Origin of the sequence: Shewanella sp. SM69, assembly GCF_025653985.1 — a bacterium.
GTDB lineage: Bacteria > Pseudomonadota > Gammaproteobacteria > Enterobacterales > Shewanellaceae > Shewanella > Shewanella oncorhynchi.
In genome coordinates this window covers 556,868-573,132 of record NZ_JAKKRV010000001.1, presented here as the reverse complement: position 1 = coordinate 573,132, position 16,265 = coordinate 556,868, and the positions used below count along the sequence as shown (strand labels likewise).

Sequence of the window (16,265 nt, the reverse complement as noted above, 5' to 3'; positions counted from 1 at the left end):
AAACAGTGTAAGCATAGCACTCGGCAAATCCTAGCGAAAAAACTCGCTAGCTATTAATAATAGAGGTTCTTAATGGAAAGTCAGGTCACTCAACCTGGTTCTGCATCGCACAGTATGCTTAAAGGCGGACGCTCGAATCGCAGGGCATTTAAGGATAAAGCGGCGCAAATCAGCGTCACTATCGGCGGCACTATGGTATTTGTCGCCTTATTGTTGATCTTCTTTTATCTGTTGTATGTGATTAAACCCATTTTCGACAGTGCTGATGTCACACCCGTTAAGAGTGTGAGTTATCAACACGCGGATGTGCCGACCTTAATGGTGGGTGCTGAAGAGCAAAATGAGGTGATGTACCGTGTGAGCGTTCATGGTCAAGTGGACTTCTATACTGTTGCCGACGGTAGCTTACTTTCTAGCTTTACCCCGACGTTACCAGCGGGTGTTACCGTCACCAGCGCCGCCGTTGCTGTACCGAGCGAACAACGTTTTGCGCTGGGATTAAGTAATGGTCAGGTCATAGTGGCGGGCCTAGAGTTTGGTTTAACGTACCCCAATAACAAACGTTTAATCACACCTAAACTGCGTTATCCCGCAGGTGAAACCCCCATAACAGTCGATGAGACAGGCAGCGCGATTCATAAGCTGACCTTCACTTATAGCTCAGACAAAATGAGTTTTGCTTATCAAGATGAAAGTGGTGTTTGGCGCCTCACTCGTCTCGAAGGGCAAGAGAACATGATGACTGAAGAAGTGGAGTGGGTTTCTACGACGTCACAAATTCAAGATGCGCCGAAGAAAGTCTCCCACGAGCTGATGACGCCCGATCAACGTCAATTGATGTTGCAAACTGGCAATAAAATTTTCGTGTACGACATCCGTGATACTGACAGCTTAGATCTGCTGCAGGTGATTGATGTTGAACGTGCGAAGGCACAAGTCAATAACGTGGCTTTGCTGGCGGGTGCGAGTTCATTACTGGTCAGTTATGACACAGGTATTGTGGCGCAGTACTTCCAAGTTAATGGTGAAAAAGGGCGTTTATATCAAGAGATTCGTCAGTTTGATGACTTACCGCCCATCAGCTCGATTGCCTCTGAGTTTTATCGTAAGAGTTTTGCGACAGTGAGCCCTGAGGGTGAGCTAACACTACTTTATACCACGAGTCATCGTGAACTGTTTGATGCAAAGTTTGACCTTAAAAATCCCGGTAAAATGGGCTTTACCCCACGCTCAAACGGCATAGTCGTTGAGGCGGACAAAAAGCTGCATATCTTCAGTGTGGAAAACTCCCACCCAGAAGTGTCATGGAGCGCTATGTGGGACAAGGTGTGGTATGAAGGTTATCCAGAGCCTAAATATGTATGGCAATCGACCTCAGGTTCTGACGATTTCGAAGCTAAGTTGAGCTTAATGCCATTGGCCTACGGCACAATGAAAGCGGCATTTTATGCCATGTTATTTGCCGTGCCTTTATCCGTTGCTGGTGCGATTTACACGGCTTACTTTATGTCGCCTAAGGTGCGCGGTTTCGTGAAACCGACCATTGAAATCATGGAAGCATTACCAACGGTGATTTTAGGCTTCTTGGCGGGTCTGTGGTTAGCGCCACTGATTGAAGAGCATCTCCCCGGCATTTTAATTCTACTGATCTTATTGCCGACCTCGATACTCACGTCTGCCTATGGCTGGAGCAGGTTGCCGGGTAAGTGGAAACAACGTTTACCCGAAGTGTACCAAGAGCTGATGTTGATCCCTGTGGTCTGTTTCGTGGGGTGGTTCTCTTTTGCGGTCAGCCCAATCATCGAAGTGGCGCTGTTTGATGGTAATACCCGTCAATTCATCACTAACGAACTGGGGATCACCTTCGACCAACGTAACGCGCTGGTGGTCGGTATTGCCATGGGCTTTGCGGTGATCCCAACGATTTTCTCCATCGCTGAAGATGCCATTTTCTCTGTACCGCGTCATTTATCTAACGGCAGCTTAGCCTTAGGTGCGACGCCTTGGCAGACATTGACACGCGTAGTGTTGTTAACCGCAAGTCCGGGGATTTTCTCGGCCATTATGATGGGCCTTGGCCGTGCCGTTGGCGAGACCATGATTGTACTGATGGCCACCGGTAACACCGCCATCATGGAATGGAGCGTGTTCGAAGGGATGCGAACCTTGGCGGCAAACATTGCGGTTGAAATGCCTGAATCGGCTATCGGTAGCTCGCATTATCGTGTGCTCTTCCTTGCTGCGTTTGTACTATTCATCTTTACATTCTTCTTTAACACCATTGCAGAAGTGGTGAGACAGCGTCTACGTGAACGCTATAGCTCGCTGTAACGGGGATAAGACAATGACATTAAATACTATTTCGCCAGTGACCTTGAGAGGTTTGTGCAATGGGTAAGTGGGTAAAATCAGGCTCGCCATGGATATGGATGACGGGCGGTGCTGTGAGCATCAGTTTGATTGCCGTCTTAGGCTTATTATTGTTAATCGCATGGCGCGGCTTAAGTTACTTTTGGCCTGCAACCGTTTACCAGTGGGAGCTTGAAGATAACACGGGTGTACGTTCGACCTTAATTGGTGAGGTTTACGATAGGGAAGAAGTACCAACTGAGCGTTTGATTGCTGCTGGCCATGTGTTTAAGCAACATCCGGGCGAGTTTGTGACCCGTTACTTAGTGAAAACCGGTAACCGTGAATTTGTGGGTTTGGATTTCCGCTGGATATTAGGTACGGACATTGTTAGTCGTTCTGTGCCAAGCGAGGTCGCACTGATCGAGCGGGCTAAAAACGGTAACTTCTACGGTTATCCGATAGCCGTGATTGAAAATGGCAAGCGTCTTGATTTAGTGAATGATGCGATTGAATCCTCCTTAATGGAGCATATCGAACGCGCTGTTGCCTTATCGGACAAAGCGGTTGATTTGCAGAAGCAAGATATTGGTTCGATTAACTACGCCATTGAAAAATTGCGTTTGCAGGAGCGTCGTTTCGAGCTGGATGGGAAACTGACCGACAGTATTAAAGCTGAGTTGGTCGCCAAGAGGGCTCAACTGCAAGAAGATTACTTAGTGCTTGAAAAGGCGTTATTTGCCCTGCGTGATGATGCGGCGCGTGACTCGGTTATTGTCCGAGATATGCGCGGTGAAGAAGTTGAACTGAAGCTCGATACCGTTCTGGATGTGACCTATGTGAATCACTTAGGACTCATAGGAAAAATTGGTAAGTGGTTTGTCGGTATTGGACGCTTTATGAGTGACGACCCGCGTGAAGCCAACACTGAGGGCGGCGTGTTCCCCGCGATTTTCGGCACTGTATTTATGGTGATGTTAATGGCGGTTATCGTGACGCCATTTGGTGTGGTCGCTGCGGTTTATCTACATGAATATGCTAAGAAAGGCTCTATTACTAAGATGATCCGTATTGCGGTAATCAACTTAGCGGGTGTGCCCTCGATTGTGTATGGTGTATTCGGTTTAGGTTTCTTCGTGTACATGATGGGCGGTTCCATCGACCAATTGTTTTACGCTGAAGCTTTGCCTGCTCCTACCTTTGGTTCGCCAGGGGTGATTTGGTCTGCATTAACCCTCGCGATTTTGACGCTGCCAGTGGTTATTGTGTCGACTGAAGAAGGGTTAAGTCGTATTCCAAGCGCGGTGCGTCAAGGTAGTTTGGCACTGGGCGCGACTAAGGCTGAAACCCTGTGGCGGATTGTGATCCCGATGGCGAGTCCAGCGATCATGACGGGTTTGATTTTAGCGGTCGCTCGTGCTGCCGGTGAAGTGGCACCGCTGATGTTGGTGGGTGTCGTTAAATTAGCGCCAACATTACCACTGGACTTTAACTTCCCGTTTGTGCATTTAGAACGTAAGTTCATGCACTTAGGGTTCCATATATATGATGTGGGTTTCCAGAGTCCTAACGTTGAAGCGGCACGTCCTCTGGTGTATGCGACCTCTTTCTTGCTGGTGTCTGTGATTGTGGCACTCAACTTGACGGCCATTAGCGTGCGTAACCACTTACGTGAAAAATATCGTTCGCTTGAGCACTAATCAGCGATTATCCTGAAAGTATTAGGACTAAATATGATTTCTATAGATTCGACAGCAATGAAAACCAATAACTTTGATTTAGCTAACTTAAGCCAGAACGACACCGCGCTGGAGATCCGTAACTTAGATTTGCGCTATGGTGATAAGCAAGCGCTGTTTAATGTATCGATGAAGATCCCCAAGAAGCAAGTCACTGCCTTTATCGGCCCCAGTGGTTGTGGTAAATCGACACTATTGCGCTGTATTAACCGCATGAATGACTTAGTTGATAATTGTCATATTGGCGGCGAGATATTGCTGCACGGCCAGAATATTTACGACAAGAAAATCGACGTCGCGGCCCTGCGCCGTAATGTCGGTATGGTGTTCCAACGCCCAAATCCTTTCCCTAAGTCGATTTACGAAAACGTTGTTTATGGCTTGAGATTGCAAGGGCTGAATAACCGTCGTGAACTCGACGAAGCGGCTGAGCGTTCATTGCGCGGCGCGGCGATTTGGGACGAAGTTAAAGACAGATTACACGATAACGCCTTTGGTTTGTCTGGCGGTCAACAGCAACGTCTGGTGATTGCCCGTGCGATAGCCATTGAGCCAGAAGTGCTATTACTCGACGAACCAACATCGGCACTCGATCCGATTTCGACGCTGACGATTGAAGAGTTAATCACTGAGCTTAAGACGAAATACACTGTAGTTATCGTGACTCACAACATGCAACAGGCGGCGCGGGTATCGGATCAAACGGCCTTTATGTATATGGGTGAATTAGTTGAATATGCTGATACTAATACGATTTTCACCACGCCGAAAAAACGTAAGACTGAAGATTACATCACAGGACGTTACGGTTAATCGCTTGAGTATCGGATAAGGCCACCACGGCTTGGTATGGGTCAACAGTTAAGTAACAGGTTGGAACGCAATGGAAAACATGAATTTAAGTAAGCACATTTCGGGTCAGTTCACCGCTGAGCTGGATGATATCCGTAATCGAGTGCTCGCCATGGGTGGCTTGGTTGAACGTCAGCTGGAGCAAGCGATTGATGCCTTAAGTGCCCTTGATGCCGAGTTAGCTCAGCGGGTGATTGCAGGCGATCATAAGGTCAATGCGATGGAAGTCTCCATTGACGAAGAATGCACGCGTATTATTGCTAAGCGCCAACCTGCGGCCAGTGATTTACGCTTGATTATCGCTATTTCAAAAACTATCGCCGATCTTGAGCGTATTGGTGATGCCTGTGTGCGGATTGCAAAAGCGGCATTAGATAAACGTTTGAATAATCAGCAGCCTTTGTTAGTTAGCATTGAAAATATGGGGCGTCATGCGACTCGGATGTTGCATGCGACTTTAGATGCCTTGGCCCGTATGGATGCCGATACCGCGTTAGAGCTGCATAAAGAAGATGCTAAGCTTGACCGTGAATATGAAGGCATTATTCGCCAGTTAATGACCTATATGATGGAAGATCCGCGTTCAATCCCAGACATACTCGACGTATTATGGGCAGCACGTGCAGTTGAGCGTGTCGGTGACCGCTGCAAAAATATCTGTGAATACATCATCTACTACGTAAAAGGTAAAGACGTTCGCCATACTTCCTACGAAGATATGGAAAAGGACATGAAAGGCTAACACAAGCATTAATCTGCAGTTTTGATGCCTGAATAAAACGCTCCGCAGTCTCTGTGGAGCGTTTTGCTTTTAGGATGCTGAGCTAGGATCGTGAAATAGAGAGGCGAGCTAGGCTTTTGGGCTATGGATTGTGAAATTGGATAGCTAAATTAAATAGTTAAATTAGATTATGAACTGGCATTCTGGAACGGTACTGCGAATAAAGAAGGTCATTTTTGTATTTACAATAAATTAACCTTTGTTTAATCTGATGCTTGCAATAAGTTTTAGCTGTTGGAAAAGGGCGGTAGACCTAGATAGTGAAAGTAGTCGAAGCCTAAGTGCTAGCGTTTTTGTGTTTAGCTGTGGATTGATATCACAGCATGTTAACCTCAGAATTTAACCGCCACCCCTATTTGTTACCGCTAAGGTTTGGGGTTAGCAGCGCAACGGAATGGGCGCTGTGTCGGCGATAACATGGATAAGTTGATGAGCCCATTATTGCATTCTTTAAAGCAAGGTTTCGAAGCCCTTAAAAGTATTCGAAATCATATTTCTGAAGCGAATTTACCCGCTGATTTCCCCCGCGCTGAATTACCGCCACTGTACGAGGAAGCTAAAGCCGAGCTATTGCAGCTATTAGCGCCGCTAGAAGCCTATCGTATTGAAAAGCTTGAAACTAAACTCTCCCGTAAAAAATGGGCGAAGCGTCTAGGGTGGCTAGTGTGCCTGCCCGCACTGGCTTTTGATTTAATCTCGTTAGCCTCTAACCATGACCCAACCATTTTGAGCCTGATCGTCCTCGCCGGCATTTTGATGTGGGTTCATCTGCCTGAAATGCAATATAAGCGCCATTACAAATATAAAATCTTGCCTGTTTTACTCAAAAAACTAGGGGATTACCGTTATAGCCCCGACTCCTGTGTCAACCTTGATTCAGTGGCCGATTTCGAACTTATGCCCCGTTTTAGCAAGCAACAATCAGAGGATCATATTCGCGGCAAGGTAGAGGATATCAGCTTCGAATTTTGCGAATTAACCTTAAAATCCCGCGGCAGCAAGTCAGACAAGATCCAATTTAAAGGTGGGGTAGTGATCATGACGATGCCCTTTAGCTTTGAATCCCATACCATCGTCAGTCAAGACTATGGCTCCCTTGGTAACACCATGGCAGGCATAAAGAAACCCAGAGTGAAACTCGAAAGCGTGACCTTTGAAGCGATGTTTGAAGTGTATTCCCACGACCAGCATTACGCGCGATATCTATTGTCTCCCGCCGTAATGGAGCGCCTCGTCGAACTGGAACAGTTATTCCGTAAAACGGCGCGCGGGTCGGGGCTAAGTATCGAATTTAAAGCCAATAAAGTGCTGATCATGGCGAGCTATTTTGGCAATTTATTTGATACCGTCGATATCAATTTACCCACCCATGATATGTCGAAAATTCCGCTGTTACAGCAGGAGTTAGTCTTGATTACTGGCATCATCAAACAGTTAAAACTGGATTATCTAGCCGCGCAAAATCTGGCGACACAGCAGACACTTGAGAGGATTAATACATTAGCGGGTTAACTAGAGCTGTTCTTTTCTCTGTATTTTGAACTGTACTTTGAGCAGGTTTTTATTCGTCGAGAGAAGAGGTTGCTCAGATCTTGAAGGCTTAGCGTTTGTTGGTATCCACTCATAAAGGCTTGCCATGGCATTTACTCACCGACGCGCAGCAAGTCCGCCCTTGGATGCTCGACCGCCCCGTCCATGGGGCGGACGGTCGTCTCGCTAATCACCATGGCACACCTTTCGAGCATTCGCGTAATCTGTAGATTTAAAAGACATACGCAACATGCTTTGGGACATTTCCGAGTTAGACTTTTAGCTCGAATTAGTGAATTTCGAATTAAAATTTCTATGGGTAACGCCAAAAGAACCGGCGGCACAGCCGTCTGGTTGCTTTACTTGCTAGCATGATCCAGCCTACGAAAGGTAAGTGACTCGCTGCTATCGAAGTGCATTGGAATAACAAGGTAAGCCAGTCCTGTCGATACTCTGTTTCTACCCAAAACTAAATTTTGGTCGCAGTCCTTGTACAAGAATAATTGTGTATCGTGCCAGCCGACTAACTCACTTAGTTGGGGCAAAACCGTTGAATGGGAATATAGGGGCACTACACCGTCTTCTAAGGATTGTATAGATTCTGGATTACCGGATTTTCTAAGAATACCTTGAGAATATCCTTCAGCCAAAACTTTCCCAGCAGAATCAATAGAAAGCGAGATACGGTCTATATCCTGATGCTCTTCCAGTATGAGATCCTCTAATTCGGGCCAAATAATCTGTGAGAGGTAAACTCTGAAATGATCCTGTGCATTAGTTGCTTCGTTGGAGTATGTGCCTTGAAGTGCAGATAACTCGCCTATCTTGCAAAATTTAATGTCCGAATTCGGCGAGTTGGATGCGCAGCCCGTCACCAACAGAAAGGTAAGAACAATAAGTGTGTAAGGTTTCATTATTGGCATGCTAACGTCTTAGCATTTATGCGCTGCGTTGTTTGCGGGACATAAATCGCTTGCTGGACTTGGCCGCTGCCACATCCATGTTGATTAGTAAAAATGATGCTATAGGAATTTGCTTTTTTGCGGTAGCGTTTTTTTTACAGTTTAGCGGATAATCACTTGATATCATTTTAGCTTTCTCATTCTTATACGCTCTCGCATGACTGATTATTGACCTTCATAGACAGCATAAAGGCCCCGCACTCAGGCTAACTCTCGTATCACATCCCCTCACTGGCTTGCGCCTATAAGGCAGGCTGCTTTTTGCTGTCGGTCATTCCGCTTCGTCTTGAGGGAGAGGCTATCCTGACAAACGTAGTGGCTGGTTTTTGAAAGTTCGGACGGGCATGACTTCTAGGTTGAAAGTAACCTCATCACATTAGCTTTTTTATAGCCACAACTTTATTCGCCCTACTTGCATTTTAGACTTTGAAACAAGCTTTGGGGCATATGTCGTCTAATGACGTTATGGCGATTCAAATCCCATCAAAAGAGTTGCTCGACGAGGCTTTTTAGTGTTAATACAGCTATCGTCCCATTAACTAAAAGGCTTGCCAAAACCCTTAATGCCCCAGATTAGGACATCATTGTAAACATCAGAAATGTATTGGTAGGTGGAAAGGTCTACAGAGAATATTTTGCCTTTGAAAGGAGTGTAATCACTGTTATCCAACTCTTTAGATAACAGCACTTTAATCCGTCCTTTCCCTTGGCTGTATTTTTGTTTGAGTGGTTTGAATACCATGAGTGGAGCTTTTCCGCTCGTTAATGCGTGGATATCGCAGCGCAATAACAAGCCGTTGTGTGGTTCAAATTGAAATCTATCTTGCTTATCCATATCGGCGTAACTTTTTATATGAGCCCCTTCGAGAACCTTACTAATATTGCAGCCAGTGACGACGCAGCGGCCACCATATTTTTGATGTAATGCCTTAGTGAAATCATGTTGCTCTTTAGTGTTCCGATTGAGACCAAAGTAAAAATCACCTTCAACAGCACCAGATTGGGCCTGCTGAGAGGGGCGTTCAATACCGACAAACTCGCACACATAGTTACACTGTTCACAGTATCCAAGGAATTGAAGTAACTTTGATAGTTCATCGTTGCTAGTGGCGCTATTGCCAAGTGCATTGACAGAAATTGTCTGCTTGAAAGTGAATTTAACCCCGAGCGCATTAGTAAGCGATTCCCATTCGGTTCTGTGTTGCTCATCAGTGCCGTTCAAGTGAAAATAAAAGTCCTGCTTAGCTTTTTTGATCGAAAATAGGGTTTTTCCGCGCTCCATGCCAAAACCGATAGATGGATTGCCTTTGTTCAGAGTGTAAGCTGCAAGCCCTTTAGTGAGTTGGTTGTCTCGGAGGGTGGACAGCAGTAGTTGCATGCCTTGACGCGCATTTTCATTCTCCCTGCTAACACTTAAATGTGTAAAAAAACCGCTCTGAGCAGACAATGATATCGATTTCTTGAGCGGATAGGATTTCTTTGGGGCAGCAGACATTAAGCATTGTCCTTAATGGAGTGACTTCGAAGTGTTGATCAATCTCTAGTACGGCTTAATTTATAACTTTGTAGCATTACTAAAATTAGGTCAATCAGTGTATATCACATCTAGCCTAAATTTATGATGCTGACTCGCAATGGGGCAATATCTTTTTAGCTAAACGAACAGCAGAAGTGTTAGTTAAGATTGGCATTGTTGCAACTGTGACCGTTGGCGGCATGGATGCCGTCGTCGAGCCCTCAGGGACGAGTTTATGGCGAGTCACAGGGGAAACAATGACAATGAATACTGCACAACTGACGATAAAATTATCTTGCTTTGGTGCAAATATCTTTTTAGCTAAACGAACAGCTGAAGGGTTAATGAGGATTGGCATTGTTGCACCAGTGACCTTCTAAAACATGGATATTTTATTAGAGCCCTTAGGGATGCTTCTTGTTAAATAAAGAGACGACGAGTCACTGGGGAAGTAATGACAATAAATGCCACTCAACTGTCGAGAGTGTTATCTCAAATGGGAGTGAACCAGTATAACGTCAACTGCAGTTCTGCTCGCTGCGTGCTCGCAGAACTGACAGATTACACTTTCTTAACTTCGCTTACCTTTGCCAAAATTCGCTTACCCAGTGCAGGCGGGCAGATATTCTGATAACTCAAGCAGGTTATAATCTGGGTCGCGGATATAGACAGAGTTTATCCGGCCTGTGGCGCCGGTTCGTAGCACTGGTCCTTCAATGATTTCAATCTGAAGTGCGTTTAAGTGGACGATCACTTCTTCTATATTGTGGCTGACCACAAAACACAGGTCGGCACTGCCGGGCGTGGCTGTTTCTGCTTTAGGTTCAAATTCTGCGCCCGCTTGGTGCAAGTTAATCTTTTGGTCGCCAAAACTTAACGCAATACGTTGATTGCCAAATACCACTTTTTTCATCCCGAGCACGGTTTGATAAAATTCGACACTGGCGGCGATGTCTTTTACGGTTAAGACCAAATGATCTAAGCGGGTTACGCGCATTTTACTTTCCTTAGAATGGCTCAGAGTGGGCTCTGAGTTTGAACGCTGTCTCTATGCTTGAGACTATTACTGCCAGATACCTTACATCATGTGCTGGTGCAAAAGTGACTCTGTGGTAGCATTTGTGGCGTTTTTTGCGTAAATATTTTATGCCTTCTGTATCCCTATGACTGAATGAGAGTGTGATGAAAAAAACCTTAGCCCGCGGCTTAATGAATCTATTACCTATGGCCTTGAGTTTGTGGCTGTTTTGGTCGTTGTTTGTATCGTTAGATGGTTTAGGAATTGTAATTTTAGAGTTGGTAGGGATAAACCAACACTTTGTCGGCGCGGGATTTATGCTGGTGGTGGCATTAGTTTTTGCCGTGGGCCTGCTGTTTTCGGTCAGCCCGATTGTGTGGCTTTATGGTTGGCTTGAGCGCCAGTTGATGCGTTTCCCATTGTTTAAATCGGTTTATGGCAGTATCCGTGATATCGCCTCTTTGATGAATCGTGATGGTAAGCCAACAAGCCAAAAGACAGTGTTAGTGAAACAGGCGAATGGCAGTTTTGTGGTGGGTTTTATTATGACGGATACGCCGCCACAGCCCTTGTTAGATGCGCTACCAGAGGGCGATTGGGTGCCTGTGTTGTTCCAATTGAGCTATCAAATGGCGGGCGTGACGAGCTTAGTTAAGCGGGATGATTTAATTATGGTTGATTGGTCGTTTGAGGAGGCGATGCGCTTCAATTTAACTGCAGGTATCTCGCAGTCACCGACTAAGTAATCCGATGAAGGTTTGTGCGTTTTAGCGTTTAAAATTAAATTTGATGATTTTTGTGGTATAATTTTTTGGCGACCAATATGGTCGCCATTTTTTATGCTGAATATTCTAGTAATATATTTGTTTTATGCTAAAGGTGGGTATTAGCTGCCTTAGTGGTGTTAATTCTGTTTATCCATCAATCATTGGCTTAAAAAAGTCGAGTGTTGTTAATCCCGTTGTTCAGATCCTGTCGCGTTTAGCCATAGCGAGTCGTTGCCATGATCTTTGGGATTTCCCCCATACTGGTCATAGATGAGCCACGCAGTATTAACCAAATTTTAAGTATAAGTTTTGTCCTATCTCGCCGTTGGTATGTTGAGATATTTGGAGTGTGAACCCGCTAGAAATAGGGAGAGTCAATGTCAATCAAGTCTAGTATTAATCCGCCGGTATTTTATTCGTCGGTCTTTTTCATCATCTTGATGGTGATGATTTGCGCAGTATGGCCCACAGAGGCAAACACCTTTTTTAGATCAATGCAGTCATGGATAGAAATGAAAGCCGGTTGGCTTTACATTCTAAGTGTGGCGTTTTTCCTGATTTTTATCATATTTGTCATGGTTAGTCGCTTCGGCGATATCAAACTAGGACCAGATCATTCAGTGCCAGACTACAGCTATAAAAGCTGGATCGCCATGTTGTTTTCGGCGGGTATGGGCATAGGTTTGATGTTTTTTGGGGTCGCTGAACCTGTGATGCACTATCTGGCGCCGCCGGATGCAACCCCAGAGAGTCTTATTGCCGCAAAAGAGGCAATGAAGATCACTTTCTTCCATTGGGGACTGCATGCTTGGGCGATTTACGCTGTGGTGGCATTGAGTCTGGCCTATTTCTCTTATCGACATAAGTTACCGTTATTGCCGCGAAGTGCGCTTTATCCCTTAATTGGTGAACGCATCTATGGTCCTATTGGCCATACAGTGGATACATTTGCTGTGCTTGGCACTATGTTTGGGGTGGCGACATCACTGGGCTTTGGGGTGTTGCAGGTCAATTCTGGGTTGAGTTATTTATTTGAAGGTTTACCTAATAATGCTGTGGTGCAGGTGTGCTTGATCATCGGCATTACCTTGCTCGCGACCCTGTCGGTATTTTCTGGCCTCGATAAAGGCGTGAAGCGCTTAAGCGAACTCAATCTGGGTCTCGCGATTATTTTATTGCTTATCGTCTTGATCCTTGGCCCTACGGTTATGCTGTTGCAGGCTTTTGTGCAGAATACCGGTAGTTACTTAAGTGATTTAGTGGGTAAAACCTTTAACTTGTACGCTTATGAACATAAGGAAGATTGGCTCGGAGGCTGGACCTTGCTCTATTGGGGTTGGTGGATTTCCTGGTCTCCTTTTGTCGGTACCTTTATTGCACGTGTAAGCCGCGGCCGTACCATCCGTGAGTTTTTGATTGGTGTGTTATTTGTGCCATCGGCGCTGACCTTTCTGTGGATGACGGTATTTGGTAATACGGCGATTGATTCGATTATGAATCACGGCGCGACCTATCTTGCCGAGGCGGTGAATACCGATGTATCAGTGGCCTTGTTTGTGTTTTTCGAGCACATGCCGTTTCCGACTTTACTTTCTGGGATTGCGATTTGTTTAGTCGTCACTTTCTTTGTGACCTCGTCGGATTCGGGATCCTTAGTGATTGATAATCTTACCTCGGGAGGTGATAACAATGCCCCCGTATGGCAGAGGATCTTTTGGGCACTGTTGCAAGGGGTCGTTGCTTCGGTATTGTTGTTAGCGGGTGGATTACAGGCGCTGCAAACGGCGGCTATCGCCAGTGCTATGCCGTTCTTAGTGGTGATGCTATTCATGTGTCTGGGCTTATTTAAAGCCCTGAAAAATGATTGGCTGAAGATTAATAGCGTGCAGTTACACAATACTAGTGTGCAATACGCCAAAACTAATATGAGCTGGGAAGAGCGTATTGGGGTTTTAGTCTCGCATCCTACCCATGAAGAAGCGCAAGTGTTCTTGAATAATGTGGCTACGCCCGCTTTATCTAAGGTGTGTCAACACTTTATGGCTAAAGGCATAGTGGCCGATCTTGAATACTTAGATGGCCGCGTGCGATTAGTGATCAGCAATGAGGTGAATTTACCCTTTGTTTACGGTGTACGAACGCGTTGTTTTGACATCACTAACCCAATAGGGACTGAAATCGAGCAGGGAAATACCTTGTATTACCGCGCCGAAGTGTACCTTGAACAAGGTGGTCAGCATTACGATGTGATGGGTTATACCGAAGAGCAAATCCTCGCGGATGTGGTGACTCAGTATGAAAAATACTTACACTATTTGCATCTGTCGAATGCCGATCATGCCCACGTAAGTTAAGTAACGTAAGCCTGTAACGTAAGTCGGCTTAGCCATTTACGTCTACAAATCGTGCACCATTAACCCGCAAAGTGCGGGATATATTGCCCCAAGTGATAACTCGGATTATCCTTGGGGCAATTTTTTTAGGGTTTGTTTTAGGGATTACACTATGTCATCAGTGCCAGGCCAGAGTAAGTTAGATAAAGTATTAGCCGATGCGCGGGAGTACAAAGCTAAGCGTGAGAGCGGTTACCGTGAGCAAGCGTTAAAACTCTATCCTTGGGTGTGTGGCCGCTGTACCCGCGAATTTACCCCAAAAAACTTAAGTGAACTGACTGTGCATCATAGGGATCATAACCACGATAACAACCCGTCAGACGGTTCAAACTGGGAATTATTATGTCTTTATTGCCATGACAACGAACATTCTCGCTTTGAAGAATTGATCCGCTACGGTAGCACCACAGAAACCAAGCAAGCGGCGGCGACCTACAATCCCTTTGCTGACTTAAAATCAATGCTGAAAAAATAGTCTTGTAGGCTGTTAGCAGGATGAGCTTGCGCAGAGGGTGGCGTTAGCAGGCGGCGTTTAGTCTTTGTCGGTTAAACGCGCTTCGGCAGCTAACCATTTATCACGACTTAAAATATGCTGGTTTTCACTGCCTTCAAATAAAGCTTTACGGGCGGGAAGTTGCTGACAAATGGCTGCCTGTTGTGCTTCGCTGCTCGTACGCCAACTGACAATTTCATCGATATGTCGAAAGCAGCCCATGCAGTAGTCTTCGTCATTTAAACCGCAGCGTGCGACGCAAGGTGAAAGCATGTGTGTCCTCTGGAGCCTTAAGGTTAGTTAACCGATGCTAGTTAATAGAAGCTAGTTAACCGAAGCCAGTTAATCAAAGTTCGTTAACCTATGCTCGCTAACGCGTGTATTCAGTTAACGATATGGTTGAGTGTTTAAAGGCCGCGATACTAACATTTTTTCGCATAAAGTCATCTTTAGGGCGCATTCCCTTGGCCTAAGGTGAGACAAGTATTTTTTACACTGGGCATGACGTGAACCAAGATAATCTGCAGCAACAATTCACTTACTCACAGCAATTTAGCAAGCTTAATCAGTTGCTTGAAAAGAGTGCTGCCCTGTGGCAAGTGCGTGCATTTGAAGTGAACTCTTTACCTTGGGCACAGGATTTTCCGCAGTTGGCCGAAGCTGTGTGGGCGCTGGCTGATGATGAGCTTGATGGACTCGATGCCGAGCAATCTTTACTGGTTAAGACGCTGTCACCGGCATTAAACCGCGATCTTAGGGCATTAGGCCAAGATTGGGACTTGTCATTACTTACCGCAGCCATTGCTGATATTACTATTACCGATACCACAAAGGTAGATAAAGCGCAGGACAGCGGTTTGTCCTTTGATGATGAGGCGCACTTTAGTGCTCACATTAAAGGCCGAAAATGGCAGCAAATTACCGCCTTTGTGCAGCATTTACCCCAGCTTAATTTACCCGTATTGGAATGGTGTGCAGGAAAAGGGCATTTGGGCCGCTTGATTGCTAAAGCTCGCGGCGCCGATGTGGTGAGCTTAGAGTGGCAGGCGCCGCTGTGTGAAGCAGGGCAGTCCTTTGCTGATAAGTGGCAGTTATCGCAGACTTTTATTTGCGCCGATGCCTTTGCTATTGGCGCTGAGCACAGGGCTATAGCCACTGTCGAAACACCAGTTGAACATCCCTCAGCAGCGAATCCGTTAACAACTCATCCCTTAACTGCTCAGCAGCAAGCAGTTGCTTTGCATGCCTGCGGAGATTTGCATGTTCGGCTGTTAACGCTGGCGGCCGAGGCGGGCACGCAGGCATTGGCGATTTCTCCCTGTTGCTATCATTTAATTCAAGCGAGCCATTATCAGCCGTTATCCATTCTTGCTCAGCAGAGCAGCCTAAAGCTCAGTCGCCATGATTTACAGTTACCGCTGCAGCAGAGTGTGATCGCTAATCCCAAGCAGCAAGCGCTACGCCATCAAGAAATTGCGTGGCGCTTAGGCTTTGATGCACTGCAACGTGAATGTCGACAAATCGACGAATATTTGCCTTTACCCTCGTTAAAACAGAGCCAGTTGAGCGGCAGTTTTACGGATTTTTGCCTGTGGGCAGCCGAGACTAAGGCCGTTAATCTTGCAAAAAACAGGGATTTTGAAGCTTGGCTTGACGTTGGGCGACAAAGACAACAATTAACTCGCCGTATTGATTTAGTCGCGCATTTATTCCGCAGCGCACTGGAGCAGTGGTTAATCTTAGATCGCGCTTGTTTTTTGCAGGAACAAGGATATGGTGTTTGCGTGGGTGAATTTTGTGCAAACAGCGTCACACCAAGAAATACGCTGATTTTAGCGCAAAAAATGGCGGTATAATTTTGCGCG

15 protein-coding genes are annotated in these 16,265 nt (G+C 45.9%); 10 read left to right on the top strand and 5 right to left on the bottom strand.

Annotated features, from left to right (window positions below; genetic code table 11):
* The first annotated feature begins 72 nt into the window (after positions 1 to 72).
* The 6 genes from L5M37_RS02670 (at position 73) to L5M37_RS02645 (ending at position 7,481) form a co-directional block, all read left to right on the top strand.
* Positions 73 to 2,331, top strand: coding sequence for an ABC transporter permease subunit (locus L5M37_RS02670; RefSeq protein ID WP_198572158.1), 2,259 nt, complete (start codon positions 73 to 75; stop codon positions 2,329 to 2,331).
* 59 nt (positions 2,332 to 2,390) lie between these two features.
* The gene (gene pstA, locus L5M37_RS02665) at positions 2,391 to 4,049 is read left to right on the top strand and encodes a phosphate ABC transporter permease PstA (protein WP_263199277.1); all 1,659 of its coding nucleotides are present in this window, start codon (positions 2,391 to 2,393) and stop codon (positions 4,047 to 4,049) included.
* Between the two features lie 33 nt (positions 4,050 to 4,082).
* Positions 4,083 to 4,901, top strand: a complete 819-nt coding sequence (pstB, locus tag L5M37_RS02660; protein WP_028760531.1) for a phosphate ABC transporter ATP-binding protein PstB — start codon at positions 4,083 to 4,085, stop codon at positions 4,899 to 4,901.
* A 70-nt stretch (positions 4,902 to 4,971) separates the two neighbouring features.
* Positions 4,972 to 5,682, top strand: coding sequence for a phosphate signaling complex protein PhoU (gene phoU, locus L5M37_RS02655; protein ID WP_028760530.1), 711 nt, complete (start codon positions 4,972 to 4,974; stop codon positions 5,680 to 5,682).
* Between the two features lie 468 nt (positions 5,683 to 6,150).
* On the top strand, positions 6,151 to 7,233 hold the full coding sequence (locus L5M37_RS02650; protein ID WP_113938899.1) for a DUF3137 domain-containing protein: 1,083 nt from the start codon (positions 6,151 to 6,153) through the stop codon (positions 7,231 to 7,233).
* A 95-nt stretch (positions 7,234 to 7,328) separates the two neighbouring features.
* Positions 7,329 to 7,481 (top strand): hypothetical protein, encoded by a 153-nt coding sequence (locus tag L5M37_RS02645; RefSeq protein ID WP_181800804.1) that lies wholly within the window; start codon positions 7,329 to 7,331, stop codon positions 7,479 to 7,481.
* Positions 7,482 to 7,610: 129 nt separating this feature from the next.
* Here L5M37_RS02645 and L5M37_RS02640 read toward each other — a convergent pair whose 3' ends face one another.
* The 4 genes from L5M37_RS02640 to L5M37_RS02625 all read right to left on the bottom strand — a co-directional run bounded on the left by L5M37_RS02640 (position 7,611) and on the right by L5M37_RS02625 (position 10,726).
* Positions 7,611 to 8,165: a hypothetical protein gene (locus tag L5M37_RS02640; protein ID WP_147250498.1), complete on the bottom strand. Its 555-nt coding sequence runs from the start codon at positions 8,163 to 8,165 to the stop codon at positions 7,611 to 7,613.
* Positions 8,166 to 8,748: 583 nt separating this feature from the next.
* Positions 8,749 to 9,708 (bottom strand): HNH endonuclease signature motif containing protein, encoded by a 960-nt coding sequence (locus tag L5M37_RS02635; RefSeq protein WP_263149031.1) that lies wholly within the window; start codon positions 9,706 to 9,708, stop codon positions 8,749 to 8,751.
* A 121-nt stretch (positions 9,709 to 9,829) separates the two neighbouring features.
* Positions 9,830 to 10,087 (bottom strand): hypothetical protein, encoded by a 258-nt coding sequence (locus tag L5M37_RS02630; RefSeq protein ID WP_181800803.1) that lies wholly within the window; start codon positions 10,085 to 10,087, stop codon positions 9,830 to 9,832.
* Positions 10,088 to 10,330: 243 nt separating this feature from the next.
* Entirely contained in the window at positions 10,331 to 10,726 is a 396-nt protein-coding gene (locus tag L5M37_RS02625; RefSeq protein ID WP_263149029.1) for a VOC family protein, read from the bottom strand.
* 185 nt (positions 10,727 to 10,911) lie between these two features.
* On the opposite strand from L5M37_RS02625, the gene L5M37_RS02620 reads away from it, so the two are divergent.
* From L5M37_RS02620 to L5M37_RS02610, 3 genes are all read left to right on the top strand, one after another.
* Complete coding sequence (locus L5M37_RS02620; RefSeq protein ID WP_028760527.1) at positions 10,912 to 11,493, top strand: DUF502 domain-containing protein; 582 nt, start codon at positions 10,912 to 10,914, stop codon at positions 11,491 to 11,493.
* Positions 11,494 to 11,891: 398 nt separating this feature from the next.
* Positions 11,892 to 13,868 carry a BCCT family transporter gene (locus tag L5M37_RS02615; protein ID WP_105249669.1) on the top strand — a complete coding sequence of 659 codons (1,977 nt, stop codon included), beginning with the start codon at positions 11,892 to 11,894 and terminating at the stop codon, positions 13,866 to 13,868.
* A 151-nt stretch (positions 13,869 to 14,019) separates the two neighbouring features.
* On the top strand, positions 14,020 to 14,382 hold the full coding sequence (locus tag L5M37_RS02610) for a YajD family HNH nuclease (protein WP_028760525.1): 363 nt from the start codon (positions 14,020 to 14,022) through the stop codon (positions 14,380 to 14,382).
* Between the two features lie 57 nt (positions 14,383 to 14,439).
* Here the strand turns inward: L5M37_RS02610 and L5M37_RS02605 are convergent, their stop codons facing one another.
* Complete coding sequence (locus L5M37_RS02605) at positions 14,440 to 14,673, bottom strand: DUF1289 domain-containing protein (protein WP_006085323.1); 234 nt, start codon at positions 14,671 to 14,673, stop codon at positions 14,440 to 14,442.
* Between the two features lie 233 nt (positions 14,674 to 14,906).
* On the opposite strand from L5M37_RS02605, the gene L5M37_RS02600 reads away from it, so the two are divergent.
* The gene (locus tag L5M37_RS02600) at positions 14,907 to 16,256 is read left to right on the top strand and encodes an SAM-dependent methyltransferase (RefSeq protein WP_263149028.1); all 1,350 of its coding nucleotides are present in this window, start codon (positions 14,907 to 14,909) and stop codon (positions 16,254 to 16,256) included.
* Positions 16,257 to 16,265: the final 9 nt, after the last annotated feature.

Bases quoted from the DNA above. Each gene is read 5' to 3' on its own strand.
- L5M37_RS02670 (WP_198572158.1), top strand. From the start codon at position 73: ATGGAAAGTCAGGTCACTCAACCTGGTTCTGCATCGCACAGTATGCTT.
- pstA (WP_263199277.1), top strand. From the start codon at position 2,391: ATGGGTAAGTGGGTAAAATCAGGCTCGCCATGGATATGGATGACGGGC.
- pstB (WP_028760531.1), top strand. From the start codon at position 4,083: ATGATTTCTATAGATTCGACAGCAATGAAAACCAATAACTTTGATTTA.
- phoU (WP_028760530.1), top strand. From the start codon at position 4,972: ATGGAAAACATGAATTTAAGTAAGCACATTTCGGGTCAGTTCACCGCT.
- L5M37_RS02650 (WP_113938899.1), top strand. From the start codon at position 6,151: ATGAGCCCATTATTGCATTCTTTAAAGCAAGGTTTCGAAGCCCTTAAA.
- L5M37_RS02640 (WP_147250498.1), bottom strand. From the start codon at position 8,165: ATGAAACCTTACACACTTATTGTTCTTACCTTTCTGTTGGTGACGGGC.
- L5M37_RS02635 (WP_263149031.1), bottom strand. From the start codon at position 9,708: ATGTCTGCTGCCCCAAAGAAATCCTATCCGCTCAAGAAATCGATATCA.
- L5M37_RS02630 (WP_181800803.1), bottom strand. From the start codon at position 10,087: ATGCCAATCCTCATTAACCCTTCAGCTGTTCGTTTAGCTAAAAAGATA.
- L5M37_RS02625 (WP_263149029.1), bottom strand. From the start codon at position 10,726: ATGCGCGTAACCCGCTTAGATCATTTGGTCTTAACCGTAAAAGACATC.
- L5M37_RS02620 (WP_028760527.1), top strand. From the start codon at position 10,912: ATGAAAAAAACCTTAGCCCGCGGCTTAATGAATCTATTACCTATGGCC.
- L5M37_RS02615 (WP_105249669.1), top strand. From the start codon at position 11,892: ATGTCAATCAAGTCTAGTATTAATCCGCCGGTATTTTATTCGTCGGTC.
- L5M37_RS02610 (WP_028760525.1), top strand. From the start codon at position 14,020: ATGTCATCAGTGCCAGGCCAGAGTAAGTTAGATAAAGTATTAGCCGAT.
- L5M37_RS02605 (WP_006085323.1), bottom strand. From the start codon at position 14,673: ATGCTTTCACCTTGCGTCGCACGCTGCGGTTTAAATGACGAAGACTAC.